Annotated in this window: 18 protein-coding genes; 16 read left to right on the top strand and 2 right to left on the bottom strand. The window is 66.8% G+C overall.

Going from position 1 to position 23,335, the window contains the following annotated elements:
- The first annotated feature begins 149 nt into the window (after positions 1 to 149).
- From BN3560_RS01345 to BN3560_RS01325, 5 genes are all read left to right on the top strand, one after another.
- A complete protein-coding gene (locus BN3560_RS01345) occupies positions 150 to 2,747 on the top strand; it encodes a molybdopterin-containing oxidoreductase family protein (protein WP_096226710.1) in 2,598 nt (865 codons plus the stop codon).
- A 4-nt stretch (positions 2,748 to 2,751) separates the two neighbouring features.
- Positions 2,752 to 3,495, top strand: a complete 744-nt coding sequence (locus BN3560_RS01340) for a 4Fe-4S dicluster domain-containing protein (RefSeq protein ID WP_015538694.1) — start codon at positions 2,752 to 2,754, stop codon at positions 3,493 to 3,495.
- A gap of 72 nt (positions 3,496 to 3,567) precedes the next feature.
- Positions 3,568 to 4,887 carry a GntP family permease gene (locus tag BN3560_RS01335; protein WP_015538693.1) on the top strand — a complete coding sequence of 440 codons (1,320 nt, stop codon included), beginning with the start codon at positions 3,568 to 3,570 and terminating at the stop codon, positions 4,885 to 4,887.
- A 167-nt stretch (positions 4,888 to 5,054) separates the two neighbouring features.
- Positions 5,055 to 6,584, top strand: coding sequence for a purine-cytosine permease family protein (locus BN3560_RS01330; RefSeq protein ID WP_096226709.1), 1,530 nt, complete (start codon positions 5,055 to 5,057; stop codon positions 6,582 to 6,584).
- 73 nt (positions 6,585 to 6,657) lie between these two features.
- Positions 6,658 to 6,867 (top strand): hypothetical protein, encoded by a 210-nt coding sequence (locus BN3560_RS01325; protein WP_087190914.1) that lies wholly within the window; start codon positions 6,658 to 6,660, stop codon positions 6,865 to 6,867.
- A 109-nt stretch (positions 6,868 to 6,976) separates the two neighbouring features.
- Here the strand turns inward: BN3560_RS01325 and BN3560_RS01320 are convergent, their stop codons facing one another.
- Positions 6,977 to 7,879, bottom strand: coding sequence for a cysteine peptidase family C39 domain-containing protein (locus BN3560_RS01320; RefSeq protein ID WP_096226707.1), 903 nt, complete (start codon positions 7,877 to 7,879; stop codon positions 6,977 to 6,979).
- Positions 7,880 to 8,238: 359 nt separating this feature from the next.
- Here BN3560_RS01320 and serC point away from each other — a divergent pair, with 359 nt between their 5' ends.
- From serC to BN3560_RS01265, 11 genes are all read left to right on the top strand, one after another.
- Positions 8,239 to 9,321: a 3-phosphoserine/phosphohydroxythreonine transaminase gene (serC, locus tag BN3560_RS01315; RefSeq protein WP_096226706.1), complete on the top strand. Its 1,083-nt coding sequence runs from the start codon at positions 8,239 to 8,241 to the stop codon at positions 9,319 to 9,321.
- 279 nt (positions 9,322 to 9,600) lie between these two features.
- Positions 9,601 to 9,891: a sodium:proline symporter gene (locus BN3560_RS01310; RefSeq protein WP_096226705.1), complete on the top strand. Its 291-nt coding sequence runs from the start codon at positions 9,601 to 9,603 to the stop codon at positions 9,889 to 9,891.
- Positions 9,884 to 10,153 carry a sirohydrochlorin cobaltochelatase gene (locus BN3560_RS01305; RefSeq protein ID WP_096226703.1) on the top strand — a complete coding sequence of 90 codons (270 nt, stop codon included), beginning with the start codon at positions 9,884 to 9,886 and terminating at the stop codon, positions 10,151 to 10,153. Before BN3560_RS01310 ends, BN3560_RS01305 begins: the two co-directional genes overlap by 8 nt.
- A gap of 518 nt (positions 10,154 to 10,671) precedes the next feature.
- Complete coding sequence (ilvD, locus tag BN3560_RS01300; RefSeq protein WP_096226702.1) at positions 10,672 to 12,354, top strand: dihydroxy-acid dehydratase; 1,683 nt, start codon at positions 10,672 to 10,674, stop codon at positions 12,352 to 12,354.
- A complete protein-coding gene (gene ilvB, locus BN3560_RS01295) occupies positions 12,351 to 14,225 on the top strand; it encodes a biosynthetic-type acetolactate synthase large subunit (RefSeq protein WP_096226700.1) in 1,875 nt (624 codons plus the stop codon). The genes ilvD and ilvB overlap by 4 nt, the downstream gene beginning before the upstream one ends.
- Positions 14,222 to 14,707: an acetolactate synthase small subunit gene (gene ilvN, locus BN3560_RS01290; RefSeq protein ID WP_096226699.1), complete on the top strand. Its 486-nt coding sequence runs from the start codon at positions 14,222 to 14,224 to the stop codon at positions 14,705 to 14,707. Before ilvB ends, ilvN begins: the two co-directional genes overlap by 4 nt.
- 29 nt (positions 14,708 to 14,736) lie before the next feature.
- Entirely contained in the window at positions 14,737 to 15,732 is a 996-nt protein-coding gene (gene ilvC / locus BN3560_RS01285) for a ketol-acid reductoisomerase (RefSeq protein ID WP_096226698.1), read from the top strand.
- Between the two features lie 215 nt (positions 15,733 to 15,947).
- A complete protein-coding gene (serA, locus tag BN3560_RS01280) occupies positions 15,948 to 17,528 on the top strand; it encodes a phosphoglycerate dehydrogenase (protein WP_096226696.1) in 1,581 nt (526 codons plus the stop codon).
- Between the two features lie 30 nt (positions 17,529 to 17,558).
- On the top strand, positions 17,559 to 18,023 hold the full coding sequence (locus BN3560_RS01275) for a GyrI-like domain-containing protein (protein ID WP_087190904.1): 465 nt from the start codon (positions 17,559 to 17,561) through the stop codon (positions 18,021 to 18,023).
- A gap of 140 nt (positions 18,024 to 18,163) precedes the next feature.
- Positions 18,164 to 19,696 carry a 2-isopropylmalate synthase gene (locus BN3560_RS01270; protein WP_096226695.1) on the top strand — a complete coding sequence of 511 codons (1,533 nt, stop codon included), beginning with the start codon at positions 18,164 to 18,166 and terminating at the stop codon, positions 19,694 to 19,696.
- A 294-nt stretch (positions 19,697 to 19,990) separates the two neighbouring features.
- Entirely contained in the window at positions 19,991 to 21,475 is a 1,485-nt protein-coding gene (locus BN3560_RS01265) for an aldehyde dehydrogenase family protein (RefSeq protein WP_096226693.1), read from the top strand.
- Between the two features lie 171 nt (positions 21,476 to 21,646).
- Here the strand turns inward: BN3560_RS01265 and BN3560_RS01260 are convergent, their stop codons facing one another.
- A complete protein-coding gene (locus BN3560_RS01260) occupies positions 21,647 to 23,110 on the bottom strand; it encodes a helix-turn-helix transcriptional regulator (protein ID WP_096228546.1) in 1,464 nt (487 codons plus the stop codon).
- Positions 23,111 to 23,335 lie beyond the last annotated feature (225 nt).

The raw sequence follows: 23,335 nt of genomic DNA, 5'->3' as shown, positions 1-23,335 counted from the left end.
AGCGCTTCCCGGAGCATCCCCTTACACCCCCTGCTTCCTATCGTGACGGCGAATCCGCCTGCGTGCCCAGCCGACGCCCTCCGCGGGGTCTAACCTTGCCTTCATCGCCCCGCCCGGAGACGAGGGGCGGCATAGGAGAAGGAGGAGCGATGGACAAGCAAGGCATCATCGAGGCCAGCCGCGCCCGACGCGAAGGGGAGCGCATCTTCTACACGTCGTGCCCGGCGAACGGCTGCTGGGACAGCGCGTGCATCCTGAAGTGCCACGCGAAGGACGGCCGCATAACGGCGATCGAGCCGGACGACTCGGTGAACCGAAACGACAGCCGCGAGGACTGCGGCTGGGAGAACATCTGGAAGGGCAACGTGCAGATGCGCCCCTGCGCCATGGGCCATTCGTGGAAGAAGGAGCTCTACGCCGAGACGCGCCTCCTCCACCCCATGAAGCGCGTGGGGGAGAAGGGCGCCGGGCGCGGGTACTTCGTCCCCATCAGCTGGGAGGAGGCGCTCGACACCATCGCAGAGAAGATGGTGGAGATCAAGGGGAAGTACGGCCCCTACGGCATCTTCCACTCGCAGTACCCGAGCTTCGAGAAGAACGGGTTCCCGCTCGCGCCCTGGTGGGAGGCCGGCTTCGGCGCTTGGGGCGAGCACTCCACGTCCGGCCACGCGGCGGGCGAGATGCTGCACCTGGGCGTGGACCTGTCCAAGACGGCCAAGGGCCTCTCCGAGGCGCTGCCGGGCTTCGAGGCGTCCGACATCTTCAACTCGAAGCTCTTCGTCATGTGGGGCATGGACCCGGTGGTGGCCTGGTTCGGGCCGTCCTCGTACTACATGCAGCTCGCGCACGAGTACGGGTGCAAGACCATCGTCATCGACCCGCGCTACACCCAGTCGGCCGAGTTGCTGGCCGACCAGTGGATTCCCATCCGCCCCGGCACCGACTTGGCCATGATGCTGGCCGTGGCCCAGGTGCTCTACGAGGAGGACCTCGTCGACCACGAGTTCGTGGACCGGTGGGTCGACCCGGTGGGCTTCGAGGAATGGCGCGCCTATTGCATGGGCGAGGGCGAGGACGGCATCAAGAAGACCCCCGAATGGGCGGCTCCCATCTGCGCGGTGCCGGCCGAGACCATCCGCGAGTTCGCGCGCCTCTACGGCACGACGAAGCCGGTGCACCTGCAGTACTTCTACTCGTGCGCGAAGCGCCACATGGGCGACTACAGCGCGTCGGCGTCCATGCTGCTGCAGGCCATGACCGGCAACATCGCCTGCGCCGGCGGCTGCCAGACAGGCGCCTGCCTGCCCACGCCCGGCCGCGTGCCCGCCCCGCGCGCCGACTTCGGGCGCGACCCGGGCGACTACCGGGTGCCGGTGCTGTTCAACAACAACTGCCTGACGGAGGTGCTGGCCTGCCAGAAGGACTACTGGGAGGGCCGCATGGACGAGAGCGAGTTCCGCCACCGCATCGGCTCGCCTACGAACGACGCCCCGCTGCCGAACGTCCAGATGATCATATTCGAGAACAACTACGCCAACAACCACTCGAACGTTAACAAGCGCTTCGCCGGCATGGCGTCGACCGAGTTCAACTGGGGCTTCCAGTGGCATCTCAACCAGCCCACGGCAGAGCTCTGCGATATCATCCTTCCGGCGCCCGTGTGGCAGTTCGAGGGCATGGACGAGTACATGTACGGGCACCAGCGCTTCGTGAGCGGCCCGAACGGCATGCGCAACTACTTCACGTTCTGCGCTCGCGGCGTGGACTTCCCCGGCGAGGTGCGCTCGAAGGAGTGGGTGTGGACCGAGATCGCCAAGCGCCTGGGCGACGAGGTGGTGCAGGGCTACAACCCGCGCCTGGCCGACGTGGCCTGGGAGGATTGGGTCGACGCGCAGGAAGCCATCTACCGCGAGGCCTTCGAGGAGTGGGCCGACAACGAGACCGTCATGGCGTACCTGGGGTACGACCACCGTCCCACTTGGGAGGAGTTCAACGCCAACCCCGTCGTGCGCACCGAGGTGGACGTGCCGTACTACCCGTTCAAGACCCTCATGGAGCGCGGCGAGAGCCCCTTCGGAACCCCGACCGGCAAGATCGAGTTCTCGTCGAACTTCGTGAAGGACCACGACATGACCGAAACGCGCTGGCGCGGGCAGATCGAGCCCATGCCGGTGTGGAGCCCGAGCTACGTGGAGGGCGACATCGGCTCGGCCTCGAACGACGGCTTCTACAACCCGAAGGCGAAGGAGTACCCGCTGTCGCTCGTGTCGCCGGTGTCCATCTACCGCCAGCATTCGAGCAACGACAACAACCCCTTCATGCGCGAGGACTGCTACCGCCACGCCGTGTGGATCTCGGGCGTGGACGCCCAGGCGCGCGGCATCAAGGACGGCGACCTGTGCCGCGTGAGCAGCGACCGCGGCGAGACCGTGCTCACGGCCTACGTGACGAACCGCATGATGCCGGGCACCGCCGCCGTGCACCACGGCGCGTGGTACCAGACCGACGGCACCGCGGCCGAGATGAACGAGTACGGCCAGGACCTGCGCGGCACGCCGAACATCCTCATCGACGACGGGCACCTGCCGCATATCCTGGGCGCGCTCATCACGGCCGGCCTCGTGGAAGTGGAGAAGCTGGCCGATGGCGACGCCGAGGGCTTCGGCCTGGAGGCGGAGCGCGGCGGCATGCGCGGGGCGAAGGCGGCGCTCGGCCTGCGGGCCGCGCTCGGAGAGGGAAGGGAGTAGGACCATGACGCAGTACGGATTTATGTTCGACATGAACCGCTGCTACGCATGCCAGGCGTGCAGCATCGCGTGCAAGGATTGGAACGGCCTCGAGCCGGGCGCCGAGAAGTGGATGGGCGTCTACGAGTGGGAGCAGGGCACGTTCCCGAACATCCGCCTGCACGCGCTGGCGTTCCCGTGCGGCCATTGCGAGGACCCGGCGTGCGCGAAGGCGTGCCCGAACGGCGCCCTCTACAAGGAGGACGAGTTCGGCGCCGTGCTCGTCGACCAGGACAAGTGCGACGGTTGCCGGAAGTGCTACGATGCGTGCCCCTACGGCGCGCCGCGCTTCGCCTCCGACGAGCCGGGCACGAAGATGAGCAAGTGCACCATGTGCGTCGATCGCCTGGCCGAGGGCATGCAGCCCGCGTGCACGGCGAGCTGCCCGCTGCGGGCCTTCGACTTCGGCCCGCTCGGCGAGCTGGTGGAGAAGTACGGCGACGTGCGCTTCTGCGAGGGCATGCCCGCGCCCGACGCGACGGGTCCCGCCTTCCTGATCTGGAACCCGCGCGAGAAGCAGCCGCTTGTGCCCTACGACGCCGAGGAGGCCATCGCGCTCAACCGCCAGCGCGGCGACTTGGGCATGCTCTTCGAGGGCGCCGAGGACCTCGTCTCCTTCGACGAGGGCACCGTCCGCCGCGACGAGCTGCGCATGAAGCACGGCACCGTGGTGGAGTTCATGCGTGCGACCAGGAACGATATGGCGTAGGAGAGCTCCGGGAGCGCTCTGGCGAGCGCTCCCGGAGTCGGGGGAACGAAAAACCAACGAAAGGGGAAAGCTATGGAATGGATTGGGGTTGCCGGCATCGTCGTCGGGCTCGTGTTCTTCGTCATCGCGGCCATGAAGGGGTGGAACGTGCTCATCACGTCCCTCGTCACGGCCGTCATCATCGCGCTCACCAACGGCATGGATATCGCCGCGGCCATGGTGGGCGGCGAGTCGTCGTACGTCACGGGGCTCGCGGGCTTCGTACAGAAGAACCTGCTCATCTTCATGGGCGGCGCCATCATGGGCGAGTTCATGGACAAGTCGGGCGCGGCCAAGGCCATCGCGAACGCCGTCATGGGGAAGGTGGGCTCCAAGAGCCCGTACCTCGTGCTGCTGGGCATCGCCGCGGTGGGCGCGGTGCTCACCTACGCGGGCATCTCCATGTTCGTGGCCATGTTCGCGCTCATTCCGCTGGCGCGACCGCTGTTCAAAGAGTGCAACATCCCGTGGCACCTGTTCTGCGCTGCCTGGACGCTCGCGGCCTGCTCGTTCACCATGGCCATGATTCCCGGCGTGCCCGCCATCGCGTGGATCAACGCCGCGAACGGCTGCGGCGTGTCGCTGACCGCTGCGCCCGTCATGGGCATCGTGGGCTCGATCGTCGCCATCGCGGTGTCGTGCGTGTACATCAAGTTCGCGCTGAAGCGCGCCCAGGCCAAGGGCGAGACCTACGAGACGTCCGCAGGCGAGGCCGAGGTGGCCGACGACAAGCCGCTGCCGGGCGTCGCCGTGGCGCTGCTGCCGCTCGTGCTGCTCATCGCCATCATCATCGTCGGCTCGCAGCTGGGCGTGGCGAACATCATCTACATCGCCATGGTGACGGCCGTCGTGGCCAGCATGGTCCTGTTCCACAAGCACATCGACAGCCAGCGCGACGTGCTGGGCAACGGCGCCAAGGCGGCCCTCGGGCCTGCGCTGTTCACCTCGGCCGCCGTGGGCGTGGGCACCGTGGCCGCCGCCTCCGTGGGTTTCACGGTCATCTACGAGGCCATCTTCAACATGCCGGGCGGCACCTACGTGTCCGCCGCCACCATGGCGGCCGTGCTCGGCGGCGTCATGGGCTCCGGCTCGGGCGCGGTGGGCATCATCGCCGGCAACTTCCTCGACCCGTACCTGGCCACGGGCGTGAACCCGGCCGCCCTCGCGAAGATCATCGCCACGTCGGCCACCATCGGCGGCGCGCTGCCGAACTCCGGCGCCATGTTCGGCATGCTGGCGGCCATGGGGCTCAACCACAAGAACTCCTACAAGCACATCGCGGCCATATCCATCGGCGCGGGGCTCTGCGCGCTGATCGTGATGATAGTGATGGCGAACATCGGAATCGTTTAGGTCCGAGCACGCCGCAGGTTCGAGGGCGTGACAGAGGGACGGGGATAATGTCTCATTCTCCGAAGTCCCTCGATTGCTGCAAGCGCAGGGGGAATGAGACATTATCCCCGTCCCTCTGTCACGCCCCCTCTGTCACGCCCGTCACACCTCTAACAAAGGGGGCAATCATGAAGGAAACACCGGTTGCCGGGAAGGCGCCCAACGAGGTGAAGGCGCCGGCTCGGGGGCGGGCGCCGGATGCGGCGGGGAAGGCGTCGCTGTTCGAGCGCGTGCCCGACGCGGCGCGGCTCGCGTGGCCCGACATCGCGGCCATCCTCTCGGGCGTGGTGTCCAGCCTCTCCAAGCTCATGGGCGGCGGCATCGTGGCGTTCTACGCGGGCTGCCAGCTGGGCGGGGTGGCCATGGCCATCACGTTCGCCTTGAGCTTCGTGCTCACGTACCTGGTGGGCAAGATCACGTTTCGCGAGGGCCTGCCCAACAACGTGGTCAGCCGCCTGTACATCTTCGGCACGAAGGGCTCGGCCGCCGGCTCCCTCGTGTGGATATTCCTGCTGGTAGGTGTTCTGGCAGTGGGGACGGTACAGCTGGGCAACGCCATCCTGTTCGCGTTCGGCTGGAGCGAGGAGTGGATGCGCTGGGCGCTGTTCGCAGGCATCTCGTGCGTGTGGGTGCTCATGGCGCTCTTCGGCACGAAGGCTATCGCGCGCATGAACGCCGTGTTCGTGGTGGCGCTGTTCGCCGTCATGGGCTACGTGGTGTACCTCGTGGCCGCGAACGGCCAGATGGGCGACGCGCTCACGCACGGGGTGCTCATCCCCGGCGTGGAGGTGGGCGAGGGATTCGCCTACGGGGTGAACTACGCCATCATGACGTCGGGGCTGCTCGCACTCTTCGCCGCCGACTTCACGCGCTTCGCCCGCCGCGAGCGCGACCTCGTGCCCATCTCGCTGGTGGGAAGCCTGTTCGCCGTGGTCACGTATTTGTTCGGCGCGCTCATCACGTACTTCGGCTTCGAGCAGTCGGCGGCGTACTTCTCCACCATGGGCTACGATGCCGCGGGCGCGGCGCATGCCGCCATCACGAACCCGGGCGTGTCGCTCGTGTTGGCGGCCGGCGGGGTGGGGCTCGCCATCATCTGCCTGTCGCAGATGAAGGTGGAGACGTCGAACTCCATCGGCGGCGCGAACGCGGTGTCGAACCTGTTCGACTCGCTGTTCGGCGTGAAGCTCTCCTGGCCCGCGGCCGTCGTGGTGGCGAACGCCATTGGGCTTTTGTTCATCCTGGGCGGCATCTTGGACCAGGTGAACGCGTTCATGAGCTTCGGCAGCATCCTCACCATCTCGTGGTGCGTGCTGCTCGTCACCGACTACTACCTCGTGCGCGGGCCGATGCGCATAGGCTCGCGCGGCCTGCCGCTCGACCAGGTGGAAAGCGTGAACTGGCGCGGCGTGGCCACTATCGCCGTCGTGAGCGCGGTGAACGGCGTGCTGTACGCCACTGGCGCGGTGGCCGTGCCGTTCGTGACCACGGCGCCCATGACCGCGGCCCTGTACGTGGCCTTGAGCTGGCTCGCCCGCGGTCGCGTGCGCGCCCGCGAGTCCGCGCGCGGCGCGGTGGCGGGGGAGCGGGCCGAGGGAGCGCCGGCGGCGGCCGGCGCCGCACCCCGCGGCGAGGATGCCGCTGCGGCGGCCGAATGAGGTTCCCGGCCGCACGGCCGTGAGCAAGAAGAGAAACCGACAGAGAAACCGACCAGAAGAAGGAGACAGAGCCATGTGCTTCAGACCAGCGGTAAGCGGGATGGGCCCCGTCAAGTGCCCGAAATGCGGTGCGGAAGTCGACCCGAAGCTCGACGAGTGCCCGAACTGCGGTGCGAAGGCCGCCCCGGCGCCCGGCGTCCCCGCCATGCCGGCAGCTCCCGGCGCGCCCACGCCGCCTGCGGCCCCGAAGCCGCCGAGCGCCCCGCCGGCTCCGGGAGCGTAGGCGCTCGGCGCGATCAACTCCCTCAAACGCGAGGCGCCCCCGAAATGCGGGGGCGCCCTGGCAACGAAAGCCGCCGCCGCATTTCGGGGGCGGCTTTCGTTGCGTCATGCTAGCCTGCCACGCTGTAGGCCCAGAGGCCGGTGCTCGATGGCAGGATCTCTTCGAAGTCCCAGTGCCGCTCCGTGCGGTCGACGCTCGCGGGGTCGTTCACGACAAGGCGGCCGCGCTCGTCGATGTCCGTCAGCACGATGTAGGCGGTACCGTTGCCGAATGCGCTGGACTGCACGGCGCAGACGACCGGGAAGCCCGAGTTGATCTGTCGCCTGACGGCTGGCTCGCTTGCCTCTACGGGACGTGCCGTCAGGCCGAGCCCGGCCGCGCCGTCGGTGAGCAGCGCCGTGGCGTCGGCTTGGTAGGCATAGCCGTCGCGCTGCGCGGTCGAGGCCACCTCCACCGGCCCCACGGAGGCGTCGCCCGTGAGGTCGATGCGCACCATGGCCAGGGCGAGCGGCGCAGCGCCGGACGTGCCGATGGTGCCCGAGCCGTAGGGGCGATCGGCCCATTGGGGATCCACCTGGTACAGCTGGGGCACGGTTCCCTGCTGCCACGACGATGGCGCCGCGCTGAGCGTGGCCTTCGTCGTGGCAGCAGGCTCGTCGGTCAGGATGGCATTGTCGACGATGCCGGTGAAGCCGTTCGCGACGCCGATGCCCACGAAGGCCGCGCCCACGGCGATAACCGCCATGAGCATGACCGCCGCCAGGATGCGCATGGGCTCGACGTCGGTGATCAGGGGCTTGGCATTGACCCGCGCACCGTGGGCCTGCGGAGGGCATACGGTTTCGCAGGCGCGGTAGGACACGACGCGCCGCTCGTTGCTGCGCGGCGCCGACGAGTAGCGCACGCCCTGCGCGCAGTCCGGCAAGGTGTGCCGCTCGGACGCGTACGGGTCGACGCGGCCGCCGGTGCTCGCTTGCTCGGCGACGAAGTAGGGCAGTCCACGGTACGGCATGCCGCGCCTCCTTTCCAAAGGTTCTCGAGCTTGCGGGGCCGGCGCGGTTCGCCCGCGTCCGGCGCCCGTGGTTTCTAAGGGTGCGAAGAGGGAGTTTAGGCTGTCCGTACGTGCTACCGCCTATGATCGGGGCATTCGTTTCCCGCGCATGGCCGATCAGTCAGCGAACCGACACGTGTGCAGCTCCTTACGCGGCTTCCCCGCCACCGGCGCCGCCCGCTGATCTTTTCCGCGCCGCCTGCGCAAACGCGTCGCGCGCATAGTACAATGCACCCATGACCAACCGCCACCGGCCTGCGTGCCGCAGCGCGCCACTTGCAGCGCGGCCGGCCGGGGAACCGAAGAGAGAGAAGGAGCGCATGGCCAGGGTGTACAACTTTTCAGCAGGTCCCGCCGTCTTGCCGGAGGAGGTGCTTGCCGAAGCCGCATCCGAGATGCTCGACTACCGCGGCTCGGGCATGTCCGTCATGGAGATGAGCCACCGCTCCAAGCCGTTCGGCGAGATCATCGAGAACGCCGAGGCCGACCTGCGCGAGCTCGTCGGCATCCCCGAGAACTACCGCGTGCTGTTCCTGCAGGGGGGCGCGTCGCAGCAGTTCGCCGCCGTTCCCATGAACCTCATGAGGAACCGCGTGGCCGACTACATCATCACCGGCGCTTGGGCGAAGAAGGCCTTCAAGGAAGCCAAGATCTACGGCGACGCCCGTGCCATTGCCAGCAGCGAGGACGAGACGTTCTCCTACATCCCCGACTGCTCCGACCTGGACGTGTCCCCCGACGCCGACTACGTCTACATCTGCGAGAACAACACCATCTACGGCACGAAGTTCCACACGCTGCCCAACACCAAGGGCAAGGACCTCGTGGCCGACGTCTCGTCGTGCTTCCTGTCCGAGCCGGTGGACATCACGAAGTACGGCGTCATGTACGGCGGCGCGCAGAAGAACATCGGCCCGGCCGGCGTGGTCATCTCCATCATCCGCGAGGACCTTATCACGGATGACGTGCTGGAGGGCACGCCCACCATGCTGAAGTGGAAGACGCAGGCCGACGCGAACTCGCTCTACAACACACCGCCCGCCTACGGCATCTACATCTGCGGCAAGGTGTTCAAGTGGCTGAAAGACCAAGGCGGCCTCGAGGCCATGCAGAAGCGCAACCAGGAGAAGGCCGCGCTGCTCTACGACTTCCTCGATGCGAGCAAGCTCTTCCGCGGCACCGTGCGGAAGGCCGACCGCTCGCTTATGAACGTCCCGTTCGTCACCGGCGACGCCGACCTCGACGCCGCGTTCGTGGCCGAGGCCAAGGCCGCCGGCCTGGAGAACCTGAAGGGCCACCGCAGCGTCGGCGGCATGCGCGCGAGCATCTACAACGCCATGCCCCGCGCCGGCGTCGAGGCCCTCGTGGCCTTCATGGACAAGTTCGAACGAGATCATGCGTAGGCGCTTTCCTCTTTGAAGAAGAGTCGCGGGCGGCGCATCGGAAAACGGTGCGCCGCTTTTTCTAGAGGCGTTTGCTAAAGAGGGCATCTGTTTGAGGTGCTTCAAGGATAAAAATCCTTAGAAAAATTGGCAAAAAGGCTCTGCGGCCCTTGGCCCGCAGAGCGAACACCTAGTCGGAGGGCATAGCATTTCGGCGTCCTTGCATTCGGGACTTGAAAAGGGGTAAAATAAGGTTCTTAATAAAGACCGCAATTAAGAACCTTATTAAGGAGAAAAGCTATGCCGGCTATTTACCCCTCTACTGCGCTGAAAAACCAGCAGCGTGAGATCAAAGAAATTGCAGACACCGAAGTTGTCTACATCACCGAGAACGGCCGCGGAAAGTATGCCTTCATGTCGGAGAACGTATTCCAGAAAAAGATCGACGATGCTGTTGAGCAGGCGCTTTACGAGCAGCGTATGGCGCAGGCCCTCCGGCAATCCCGCGATGATTTCGAGAACGGACGCTATTATTCTTCCCGCGACGACCTTATGGCTGCGGTGCATGACAAGCGGGCCTCGCATGCCTAGAATGGAGTACGCGGAGCGCTTCGCCGAAGATCTTGCTTTGGTAACCTCCCCGAAAGTGGAGAGTCGTATCCTTGAGAATCTGGACAACATCGAACGTTTCGGCGAATTTGGATCTTCGATGGTTCCCGCTTCGATCAAGGAAGAGTTCGGCGAAGGCGTTCGCAAAGTGGCAGTGAACCCTTTTGATCTCGTGTACACGCTCTACACCGAGCAAGATCTTGTGCGGGTGGAGGCGCTCGTACATCAGCGCGCCGCTCGCTAGGGCTGCGTGCGGTTTTGGAGATGAATGCCAGCTTCTCCCTCATTCCCGACCTCGTCCATGTGAATTTCCTACGGGAAACCTTCGATATTCAAAGTTTTTCTTGCGCAGGGCGGATCGGGGAGTATACTGGCGTCCAACAACCTCATAGATCGAAATGCGATGACGAGGACCAGTAGGGACGAATCCATCTTCCAGAGAGCCGGCGGAAAGCTGCGAGCCGGCGGTGGACGGTCCGAAAGCCCCCTCCGAGCAGTTCGGCATGAACGTTTCGCGCGCGGACGGACGATCTCCGGCCCGGCGCGCGGGGCAAGTAGGGCTGGACCGGCGACAACCGTTACCCGTCGAAGCGTGCAGTGCGGCTTAAGGCCGCGGTGCATTCTTTCTCCTAACCGTGGTCCTGGTGCAGCGACTTGCCTGCAGCGGGATTTTTTTATGGCTGGTTGACCGCAGGGCAGGGGCCCTGCCCTTGCCGGCGAGCGAGGTCGACAGCCAGCACGGACGAAGGAGGAAGGAACGGCATGAAACGAAGAAGCTCGGCCGTCACCGAGGGCGTGGCGCGCGCGCCGCACCGCAGCCTGCTCAAGGCCGACGGGATCACCGACGAGGAGCTGGAGCGGCCGCTCGTCGCCGTCTTCAACTCCCGAAACGACATCATCCCGGGGCACAACAACCTCGACAAGATCGCCGAGGCCGTGAAGGCCGGCATCTACCTGGCCGGCGGCGTGCCGTTCGAGATCTCGACCATCGGCGTGTGCGACGGCATCGCCATGAACCACGACGGCATGCACTACTCGCTCGTGTCGCGCGAGGCCATCGCCGACTCGCTGGAGTGCGCGGTGCAGGGCCACGCCTTCGACGCGCTCGTGTGCATCCCGAACTGCGACAAGATCGTGCCGGGCATGCTGCTGGGCGCGCTGCGCGTGAACATCCCCACGGTGTTCGTGTCGGGCGGCCCGATGCTCGCCGGCAAGCAGCCGGGCGGATGCGGACCCTCCACCGACCTCAACACGCTGTTCGACGGCGCGGCGCGCGTGAGAAGCGGCACGATGACCGAAGAAGAGCTCAAGTTCTACGAGGACACGGCGTGCCCCACCTGCGGCAGCTGCTCCGGCATGTTCACGGCGAACTCCATGAACTGCCTCACCGAGGCCCTCGGCATCGCGCTTCCCGGCAACGGCACCATCCCCGCGGTGTACTCCGAGCGCATCCGCCTGGCGAAGCACGCGGGCATGAAGGTGATGGAGCTCTTGGAGCAGGGGATCTGCGCGCGCGACATCGTGAGCGAGGCCGCCATCCACAACGCCATGGAGTGCGACATGGCCTTCGGCGGCTCCACCAACACGGTGCTGCACCTCACGGCCGTCGCCCGCGAGGCGGGCCATCCCATCACGATGGACGACTGGGACGCGGCGAGCGCGCGCACGCCGCACCTCGTGAAGCTCGCGCCCTCGGGCCCGCGCCCGCTCACCGACCTGTACGAGGTGGGAGGCGTGCCCGTGGTCATGACGGAGCTCGACCGCTTAGGGCTCATCGACCGCAGCGCGCTCACCTGCATGGGCCCGATGGGGGACTACCTCGACTACATGCACGCGGCCTGCGCCGGCGCGGACGGCGAGGTATGCCGCACGCACGACAACCCGTTCAGCCCGTCGGGCGCGCTCAAGGTGCTGCACGGCAACATCGCGCCCGACGGCGCCATCGTGAAGAAGTCGGCCGTCGATCCCTCGATGATGATGCATACCGGCCCCGCGCGCTGCTTCGACAGCGAGGAGGAGGCCTGCGCCGCCATCAACGCCGGGAAGATCGTGGCGGGCGATGTGGTGGTCATCCGCTACGAGGGGCCGAAGGGCGGCCCGGGCATGCGCGAGATGCTGACGCCCACCTCGTCCATCGTGGGGATGGGCCTGTCCACGAGCGTGGCGCTCATCACCGACGGGCGCTTCTCGGGCGCGACGAAGGGCCCTGCCGTGGGGCACGTGAGCCCCGAGGCCGCAGCTGGCGGCCCCATCGCGCTCATCGAGGAGGGCGACCAGGTGACGGTGGACATCGAGGGCGGCGCGCTCACGCTGGGCGTGGACGATGCCGAGCTCGAACGCCGCCGCGCGGCCTGGACGCCGCCGGCGCCGAAGCACGACCACGGCGTGCTCGCGAAGTACGCGAAGCTCGTCTCTTCCGCAGACAAGGGGGCGTATGTTTCATGACCGAGGCGAACCAGAACCAGCAGCAGCCGCGTCCCGGCGCGACGGCGGCCGTCAAGGGCGCGCCGCGCGGTCTCGGCAGCCGCACGGAGAAGCAAGGCCGCACCATGACGGGCGCGCAGGCGGTCGTCGCCTCGCTCGAGGCCGAGGGCGTCGACCTCGTGTTCGGCTATCCGGGCGGCCAGGCCATCAAGATCTACGACGCGCTCTACGACTCCACGCAGATCAAGCACGTGCTCTCGCGCCACGAGCAGGGAGCCGTGCACGAGGCCGACGGCTACGCGCGCGCCACGGGCAACGTGGGCGTGGCCATCGTCACGAGCGGTCCGGGCGCCACGAACACGGTCACCGGCATCGCGACGGCCTACATGGACAGCGTGCCGCTCGTGGTCATCACAGGCCAGGTGCCGCGCGGCGTCATCGGCACCGACTCGTTCCAGGAGTCCGACATCGTGGGCATCACCATGCCGGTGGTCAAGCACAGCTACCTGCTGCAATCCACCGACGAGCTGACGACTACGTTCCGCGAGGCGTTCCACATCGCCAAGACCGGCCGCCCCGGCCCCGTGCTCATCGACGTGCCGAGCGACCTCGCCAGCGAGGAGCTGGCGTTCGCGTACCCCGACGAGGTGAACCTGCCCTCCTACAAGCCCACCTACCGCGGCAACGCCAAGCAGGTCAAGCAGGCGGTGGCCCGCATCCGCCGCGCCGAGCGGCCCGTGCTCTACGTGGGCGGCGGCGTGGTGTCCTCCGGCGCGTCCGAGGAGCTGCGCGCGCTGGCCGAGCTCATGCAGGTGCCGGTGGTCACCACGCTCATGGGCAAGGGCGCGTTCCCCGCGTCCCACCCGCTGAACCTGGGGCCCGTGGGGATGCACGGCTCGAAGTACGCGAACCTGGCCATGACGGAGAGCGACCTCATCATCGCGGCGGGCGCGCGCTTCTCCGACCGCGTCACGGGCCGGCTCGACGAGTTCGCGCCGCACGCCGAGGTCATCCACATCGACATCGACCCCGCCGAGATCGGCAAGGTGCGCGAGGCGCAGATCCCCATCGTGGGCGACCTGAAGGGCGTGCTCGGGGGCATCGTGGCCCAGCTTTCCAAGGAGGGCGCGAGCCCCGAGACGAAGGCGTGGCTCGGGCAGATCGCCGAGTGGCGCCGTCGCCACCCGTTCTACCATCCGAACGTGGGCGACGCGCCCGAGGAGATCGTGCCCGAGGTGGTCATGGAGAAGCTCTCCGACGCGCTCGATCCCGAGAAGAGCATCGTCGTGACCGAGGTGGGGCAGCACCAGATGTGGGCCGCGCAGCACATCGCGCGCGAGCGCCCGCGCTCGTTCATCTCGTCGGGCGGCTTGGGCACGATGGGCTTCGGCTTCCCAGCCGCCATCGGGGCCGCCATCGGGTGCCCCGACAAGACGGTGGTGTGCGTGGCCGGCGACGGGTCGTTCCAGATGAACAGCCAGGAGATGGCCACGGCGGGCATCCACGGCGTGCCGGTTAAGGTGCTCGTGATGGACAACCGGTGCCTCGGGATGGTGCACCAGTGGCAGCATCTGTTCTACGGCGAGCGCTACTCCTCCACGCTGCTCGACGCCAACCCCGACTTCGTGAAGCTGGCCGACGCGTACGGCTGGCAGGCCGCGCGCGTGGAGAGCCCCGACGAGCTCGACGCCGCGCTGGCCGCCATGCTGGCCGCCGAGGGCCCCTACCTGCTGGACGTGGCCATCTCGCGCGACCAGAACGTGTTCCCCATGGTGGCGCCCGGGCGCGCGCTCGACGACGTGATAGGCGCCATCGACGTGGCCGTGGGGGCCGTGCGCACGGACGTGCCCGAGGCGGACGGCGCCGCGGGCGGGAAGGGAGGCATGCGATGAGGCACATCCTGTCCGTCCTGGTTGAGAACAAGCCGGGCGTGCTGTCGCGCGTGACGGGGCTCATCTCGCGGCGCGGCTTCAACATCGAGTCGCTGTCGGTGGGCCCCACCGAGGACCCCACCATGTCGCGCGTCACGGCCATCGTGAAGGCCGACGAGGTGGCCTACGAGCAGATCACCAAGCAGCTGCACAAGCTGATCAGCGTGCACAAGATCAACGACCTCACCGACGAGGGCGCCATCGAGCGCGAGCTCGTGCTGTTCAAGGTGAACGCCACGCCCGAGCGCAGAAGCGAGATCATCGAGATCGCCAACGTCTTCCGCGCGAAGATCGTCGACGTGGGGAAGAGCTCGCTCACCATCGAGGCCACCGGCGACGAGAGCAAGCTCAAGGGCATGGAGGACCTCTTCCGCGCCTACGGCATCAAGGAGATCATCCGCACCGGCAAGATAGCGATGTCTCGCAACAGCAAAGACGTTTAAAACCAGCCAACAGAAAGGAAACCAACACCATGGCTGTCACGATCTACCACGAGAACGATGCGAACCCCGAGCTCATCCAGGGCAAGAAGGTGGCCGTCATCGGCTACGGGAGCCAGGGCCACGCCCATGCGCTCAACTTGAAGGACTCGGGCGCCGACGTGCGCGTGGGCCTGCGCGAGGGCTCGAAGTCGCGCGAGGCCGCCGAGGAGGCCGGCCTCAAGGTCATGGGCGTGGCCGAGGCCGCCGAGGAAGCCGACCTCATCATGATCCTCACGCCCGACGAGACCCAGGCCGCCACCTACGAGGCCGAGATCGCCCCGCACCTCAAGCCCGGCGACACCCTTGCGTTCGCGCACGGCTTCAACATCCATTACGGCTGCATCACCCCGCCCGCGGACGTGGACGTGGTCATGATCGCGCCGAAGGGCCCGGGCCACATGGTGCGCCGCGTGTTCACCGAAGGGGCGGGCGTGCCCTGCCTCATCTGCGTGCACCAGGACGCGTCGGGGCAGGCCAAGGACGTGGCGCTGTCCTATGCCTGGGGCATCGGCGGCGCCCGCGCCGGCGTCATCGAGACCACGTTCAAGAACGAGACGGAAACCGACCTCTTCGGCGAGCAGGCGGTGCTCTGCGGCGGCGTGACGGCGCTCATCAACGCCGGCTTCGAGACGCTCGTGGAGGCGGGCTACCCGCCCGAGATGGCCTACTTCGAGTGCTTCCACGAGATGAAGCTCATCGTGGACCTCATGTACGAGGGCGGCATGGCCAAGATGCGCAACTCCATCTCCAACACCGCCGAGTACGGCGACTACTACGCCGGCCCCCAGGTGATCACCGACGAGGCGAAGGCCGCGATGAAGATCATCCTCGCGCGCATCCAGGATGGCAGCTTCGCCCGCGAGTTCATGGAGGACTCGCAAAACGGCCAGAAGTGGCTGCTCGAACAGCGTGCCGAGCACGCCGAGGCCCCCATCGAGCAGGTGGGCGAGGGCATCCGCTCTATGTTCAGCTTCGCCCGGCGCTAGGAAGGTCGCGCGGCGCCGCGCAGCTGCCGGGTTGAGCGGCGCCGGCGACCGATTGCTTGGGCGGCTTTTCGCATTTCGTCGATAATTTCCCGCCCGACCCGGCGCGGCGGGCGGTTTCGCCTTATCATGGGGCAGCCGCCCGGACGCGTCCCGACGGGTTCCCGCGCGGCGCAAGCGAAACATACCAGGAAGACTCTTGCAGAGGTGGTAGTTCTATGACGAAGAAAGTGCTGGTTGCCGAAAGGCTGGCCGACGCCGGCCTCGCGGTGCTCCGCGACAAGGGCTACGAGGTGGACGTCAAGCTGAAGATGCCCCCCGAGGAGCTGATCGCGGCCATCCCGGCTTACGATGCCCTCATCGTGCGGTCGGCCACGAAGGTGACGCGCGAGGTCATCGAGGCGGGGAAGAACCTGCGCATCATCGGCCGGGCCGGCGTGGGCGTGGACAACGTGGACGTGGAGGCCGCCACCGAGCGCGGCGTCATCGTGTGCAACGCCCCCACGTCGAACATCGTGAGCGCCGCCGAGCACACCATGGCCCTCATGCTGGCCTGCGCCCGCAACGTTGCCCAGGCCAACGCCTCCATGCACGAGGGCCTGTGGGAGCGGACGAGGTTCACCGGCGTCGAGCTGTACGAGAAGACGCTCGCCATCTTCGGCCTTGGCCGCATCGGCGGCCTCGTGGCCGAGCGCGCCCGTGCCTTCGGCATGAGGCTCGTGGGCTACGACCCGTACTGCAGCCCCGAGCGCGCCGAGCAGCTGGGCGTGACGCTCTACGACGACGTGGACGCCATCGTGCCGCTTGCGGACTTCATCACCGTGCACCTGCCGAAGACCAAGCAGACCATCGGCATGTTCGGGCCCGACCAGTATGCGCGCATGAAGGACGGCGTGATCCTGGTGAACGCCGCGCGCGGCGGCATCTACAACGTGGACTCGCTCGCCGACTTCCTGGCCGCCGGCAAGATAGGCGCCGTGGGGCTTGACGTGTGGGAGAACGAGCCGTGCACCGGAAGCCCGCTGCACGAGTTCCCCAACGCCATCCTCACCCCGCACCTGGGCGCGTCCACGAAGGAGGCGCAGCTGCGTGCCGGCGTGCAGACGGCCGAGTACGTGGCCGCGGGCCTGGCGGGCTCCATCGTGCCCACCGCCGTGAACATGGCGCCGGTGCCGCCCGAGGTCATGGACGCGGTGGGGCCGTACGTGCCCGCCTGCCAGATGATGGGCAGCATGCTCGCGCAGATCCACGGCGAGGTGCCGCAGTACCTGAAGCTCACGGCCGCAGGGTCGCTCGCCGATGCCGACCCGTCCATCCTGGTGGCCGGCACCGTCAAGGGGCTCCTGTCCTACCAGGGCCGCGCCACGGTCACGCCCGTGAACGCCGATGCGGTGGCCCAGCGCCACGGCATCAAGGTGGAGACGCAGGCGCGTCCCGATGCCGACGGCTACGCCTCCACGGTGGCCGTCATGGCCGACGGCACCGAGGTGGCCTGCACCCGCGGCGATGCCGCGCAGACCGCGCGCCTTGTGTCGCTCTTGGGTTACAAGATAGACATCGCGCCGGGACGCAAGTCGCTCATCTTCGAATACGTGGACGCCCCGGGCCGCATGGGCACCATCGGCACCATCCTGGGCGAGGCGGGCATCAACATCACCACCATGCAGATCGGCGCGAAGCCGGCCGACCGCTGCGCGCTCGTGTACATGAACGTGGAGGGCGAGGTGGACGACGCCGTGCTGTCCCGCCTGCGCGCCGAGATACCCGAACTGAAGAACCTCTGGTACGTGAAGCTGTAGCGAGCTCCTTCACCCAGCAAAGGAGGCATTATGCCCCGTATTACAGAATTTGCCCTGATCGATCGCGCCGAGCAGCCTTGCGTTGCGGTGAAGGAGCGTACGCCAGTCGCGCAGCTACCTGCGCTCATTGGTTCCGCGTTCCCGAAGTTGGGCGCCTATGTCGCTGGGGAGGGCCTCGAGCCTGCCGACATTCCGTACGTACGCTTTCTCGATATGGGCGACATGGATAACCTGCTCGTGGAAGTGGGCTTTCCGCTTGCCCGCCCGCTGCCGGGTGCAGGTGACGTCGTGGCCGGCAGTATTCCGGCTGGGCGCTACGTCACGTTCATGTTTCTGGGGCCGAACGAGGACATGGAGCCAGTCTATCAGGAGATGGAGGCATGGCTGGCACAGCGCGGGCTCGTCTCGTCAGGTCAGTGTATCGAGCAGTACTACAACGGCGCGCCGTTTCCGCGCGAGCAAGCGCTTACGGGCGTGTTAGTGCTTTTGGTTTGAGCGACGCGTTTCTTTTCCACGTCGCCAGGCAATCCCAAGTGATGCACTTGGGATATTTGCTAAGATAGTCGAAGCAATCGTGAACAACCCGCCGCCCCTGCGAGGATGCAGCGGTCGTTTAGAAGGAAAGGACGCATGACATGACGCGCAAGATCGACATTTTCGACACCACGCTGCGCGACGGCGAGCAGTCGCCGGGCGCTTCCATGAACACCGAGGAGAAACTGGTGGTCGCGCGTCAGCTGCTGCGCCTGAACGTCGACGTCATCGAGGCGGGCTTCCCCATCTCGAGCCCCGGCGACTTCGAGAGCGTGCGCCGCATCGCCGAGCTGGCGGGCGATGCGGCCGTGGTCTGCGGCCTCACGCGCGCGGTGGAGAAGGACATCGACGCGGCGGCCGACGCGCTCAAGTACGCCAAGCGCCCCCGCATCCATACGGGCATCGGCGTGAGCCCGAGCCACCTGCGCGACAAGCTGCGCATCACCGAGGACGAGTGCGTGGAGCGCGCCGTGAAGTGCGTGAAGTACGCCAAGCAGTTCGTGGAGGACGTGCAGTTCTACGCCGAGGACGCGGGCAGAAGCGACTACGACTTCCTCGTGCGCGTGATCCAGGCCGTCGTGGACGCGGGCGCCACCGTGGTGAACATCCCCGACACCACGGGCTACTCGCTGCCCGAGGAGTTCGGCCGGCGCATCAAGTACCTGGTGGAGGGCGTGAACGGCATCGAGAACGTGAAGATCGCCGTGCACTGCCACAACGACCTCGGCATGGCCACGGCGCTTGCCATGGCCGGCGTGAAGAACGGCGCGCGCCAGGTGGAGTGCACCATCAACGGCCTGGGCGAGCGCGCGGGCAACACGGCCATGGAGGAAGTGGTCATGGCCATCCGCATGCACGAGGACGAGCTGGACGCGCACACCGATATCAACACGCGCGAGTTCTGCAAGGCGAGCCGCCTCGTGTCGTCCATCACGGGCATGAACGTGCAGGCCAACAAGGCCATCGTGGGCGCGAACGCCTTCGCGCACTCCTCGGGCATCCACCAGGACGGCGTGCTGAAGAAGCGCGACACCTACGAAATCATCGACCCGGCCGACGTGGGCGCGGGCTCGAGCCAGATCGTGCTCACGGCGCGCTCGGGCCACGCGGCCCTCAGGCACCGCCTGGAGGAGCTGGGCTACGAGCTGGAGGGCGAGGCGCTCGACCAGGTGTACAAGGCCTTCCTCAACCTGGCCGACAAGAAGAAGGAAGTCTACGACGAGGATCTGGAGAGCCTCGTGAACGAGCGCGACCGCAACGAGAGTGCGCTCTACACGTTGGAAGGCGTGCAGATCAGCTGCGGCTTCCCGCTCACGCCCACGGCCACGGTCACGCTGAAGAACGCCGCCGACCAGGTGGTGACGGCATGCGAATACGGCACAGGCCCCATCGACGCCATGTGCAAGGCCGTGAACAAGATCGTGCAGGTGGACAACGATCTCACCGAGTTCGCCGTGCAATCCGTCACGCGTGGCATCGACGCGCTCGGCGAGGTGACCATCCGCGTGACCGACCCGACGGGCGACATCTACACGGGCCGCGGCGCCGACGGCGATATCGTGGTATCGTCCACGAAGGCGTACCTGAACGCCCTCAACCGCCTGCTCAACGACAAGCAGGGTAAGCGCGCCTAGACCTGGCCGAAGCGCTGCGGAGGCGCCGCGCCCTCATGGGATGCGCGCGCACCGCCTCATGACGGGGAGCCCGGGCCGTACGACGGCCCGGGCTCCCCGTTCGCGCATCGGCCCGGTTTCTCCTTTGCGCACCCTAATGCTACTTCATCAGCAGCGTTTCTTGACCGTTGACGGGTTTCCACAAAACCCCGACTGACACGCCTTCGAGGCGCGCGCTATGCTGGGATCGGCGGCCAAGCTGGCCGCGAGGTTGGGAGCAGCGGCGCGAAGCCGCCGGACGAAAGGATGCGCGCAATGGAGAACCCCGCACAGAAATCCTACCAGCTCTACATCGACGGCCAGTGGGTCGACGCCTCGGACGGCGGCACGCTCGACGTGTTCTGCCCGGCCAACGGCGAGCAGCTGTCCACCATCGCCGACGCCACCAAGGAAGACGTCGACCGCGCGGTCGACGCGGCATGGAAGGCGTTCGAGACCTGGGGCAAGACCGACAAGGCAGAGCGCGCCATCATCCTGAACAAGGTCGCCGACATCATCGAGGCCAACGCCGAGAAGCTGGCGCTCTTGGAGTCGCTCGACAACGGCAAGCCCATCCGCGAGACGCGCGCCATCGACGTGGCGTACTCCGTCGACCACTTCCGCTACTTCGCCGGCGTCCTTCTGGCCGACACGGGCGAGGCCGATATGCTTCCCGGCAACATGATGTCCCTCGTGCTGCACGAGCCCATCGGCGTGGTGGGGCAGATCGTGCCGTGGAACTTCCCGTTCCTCATGGCCGCCTGGAAGCTGGCCCCGGTGCTGGCCGCCGGCGACTGCACGGTGTTCAAGCCCTCGTCCACCACGTCGCTCACGGTGCTGGAGCTGGCGAAGCTCACGCAAGACGTCATCCCGGCCGGCGTGTTCAACGTGGTCACGGGCCGCGGTAGCAAGTCGGGCCAGTACATCCTCGACAATCCCAAGATCAGCAAGCTCGCGTTCACCGGATCGACCGAGGTGGGCCGCGACGTGGCCCGCGCGGCCGCCGAGCGCCTGATCCCCGCCACGCTGGAGCTGGGCGGCAAGTCCGCCAACATCATCTTCCCCGACTGCAAGTGGGACATGATGCTGGACGGCGTGCAGCTGGGCATCCTGTTCAACCAGGGCCAGGTGTGCTGCGCCGGCAGCCGCATCTTCGTGCACGAGGACATCTACGACAAGTTCGTCGAGGACGCGTGCCGCGCGTTCGGCAACGTGAAGATCGGCATGCCGTGGGAGGACGACACCCAGATGGGCAGCCAGATCGACCAGGGTCAGATGAACAAGATCCTCGAATACGTGGAGATCGCCAAGCAGGAGGGCGGCCGCGTCCTCTGCGGCGGCGAGCGCGCCACCGAGGGCGAGCTGGCCCGTGGCGCGTTCCTCAAGCCGACGCTCATCGAGGTGCCGAACAACTCGTGCCGCGTGGCTCAGGAGGAGATCTTCGGCCCCGTGGCCGTGGTCATCAAGTTCAAGGACGAGCAGGAGGTCATCGACCTGGCGAACGACTCGGTCTACGGCCTGGGCGGCGCCGTGTGGACCCGCGACATCAACCGCGCGTTCCGCGTGGCGCAGGGCGTGCGTACGGGCCGTATGTGGGTGAACACCTACAACCAGATCCCCTCCGGCGCGCCGTTCGGCGGCTACAAGGAGTCCGGCATCGGCCGCGAGACGCACAAGGTCATGCTCGAGCACTACACCCAGACGAAGAACATCATGATCAACCTGGGCGAGGAGCCGAGCGGCTTCTACCCGGAGAAGTAGCGACTGAGGAACAACTCGGTTCGAACAAGCGGGCGGCAGCGATGCCGCCCGCTTTTTGCGTTGGGGCCCCGCGGGAGAGGGGCCGCGCGATGCAGCTCCTATTATGCGTTCTGCTGCGTGCAGGGGCGCCCGAGCCGCTGAACGACGAGGGGGTGTCGGCGGGCACGTTCCCTAGAAGTCGCTCCTCTGCAGGTTGATGTAGTTCAGCAGCTCGCTGCGCTTGTGGATCTGCATCTTCTCGTAGATATGGCGGATGTGGGTGTTCACCGTGTAGGGTGATATGACCAGCTTCGTGGAGATGGTGCTGGTGGTGTAGCCGCGGGCGATGAGCCCGAGGATCTCGCGCTCGCGTGCCGACAGCGAGAACTCCTCGGCCACCTCGGCGCAGATCTCGTCCACCTCGGCCTTCGAGGGCGGTGCCGCCGTCAGGGCCACGATGCTGAACTCCTGGCGCACGAGGGGGATGAGCAGCGCCGCGAGCACGCAGATGAGTGCGAGGCACGTCTCGGGCGCCACGGCCAGCGCCATGGCGGGCGCATGCTCGTAGGCCACGGCCAGCGTGTTGCCGAAGGCGATGCCCGCGCGCACGCAGCCTCCCGAGAAGCTGAACGCCATGGCCGGCGTGCTGTAGCCCTTCGACATGAGGATGCCGAAGTACATGATGAGGAGTATCTCGAAGATGGACGAGATGCCCACCGCGGCCACGAAGGAGGGGAAGTACAGCGCCTTGTCGGCCAGGAACAACGAGAAGGCTACGATCTCGAACACGAGCAGCCATGGGTAGAGCTTGAAGATGTTCACCTTGTCCTTGGACGCGATGCAGATGCCGGCGATGGCCAGCATGAGCACGGCGCCGCCCAGGATGCCGAACGTGAAGCTGGACACCTCGGTGGGCAGCACCTCCCAGGGGATGACGGCCGCCAGGAAGTACGAGGCGAACGACGCCACGAACGAGATGGCGCACACCACTGCCATGCTCTTGAAGCCGCCGCCCGCGGCGTGCTTCGGCAGGAGCGCCGGAAACGAGCACGTGCCGTCGCGTCGAGCCAGCACCAGCAGCCCGCCCGAGGCCAGCGGCAAGAGCGCCACGAACGCCGTGGCCGCCACAGGCGGCAGGAGCAGGGTCGTGCCCACGCACGCGAGCAGCGTGAAGCCGAACACCGTGCCGATGTGCTTGATGGAGAAGTTCGCCTTCACGCAAGCGTAGCGTTCGCCCCAAAGTATCCACATCACGGCCTCCGTGGCGCCCAGGAAGAACGACAGCGCGTAGGCCACGCCGGGTGCCGTGAACGAGAAGGGCGCCAGGCACAGCGCGAGGGTGGCCGCCGTGGTGAGCGCAGGCGCCGCCCATGCGAGCCAAGGATATGACGAAAGGTGCCGTTTGCGCCCCAGCAGCAGCGCGATGAGGAACAGGAACAGCACGGTGGCGCCCAGGTTCAAGAGCCATGACACGGTCACGCGCTCGTCGAGCAGCTCGGTCTGCACGAACGCGTGCGGCACGAACCACAGCGCGTAGTGCCATGCCAGAAGCAGCGCGAAACCGACGTACTTCGCCGCCGGCCCCTTCGCGAGCCGCGCCAGCGATCCTTCTGCAACCTTACCCTGCTCCCTGCGATCCTCCGATTGGCTTCCCATGAACGCGCCCACCCCTTCGTTCTCGGTCATGCGATGGATGACGATGCTGCCTACCTGCCCGAACCGTCGGTGCGCGACGGCGGGCGCATGCGCTACTCATTGGTGAGAACCTATCACCAATTCTACGGTAACGCCTCGCAAAAAAGTAAGTATTCGGGTGTTCATGGCCATTTTGCGATGGCAAAACCACGGCTCGCGAACAGAATGCGCCCATCGGCTCGGAAC

Source organism: Gordonibacter urolithinfaciens, assembly GCF_900199375.1.
Lineage (GTDB): Bacteria > Actinomycetota > Coriobacteriia > Coriobacteriales > Eggerthellaceae > Gordonibacter > Gordonibacter urolithinfaciens.
Note: the sequence above shows the minus strand (reverse complement) of the source record. Positions and strands in the feature narration are given on the sequence as shown.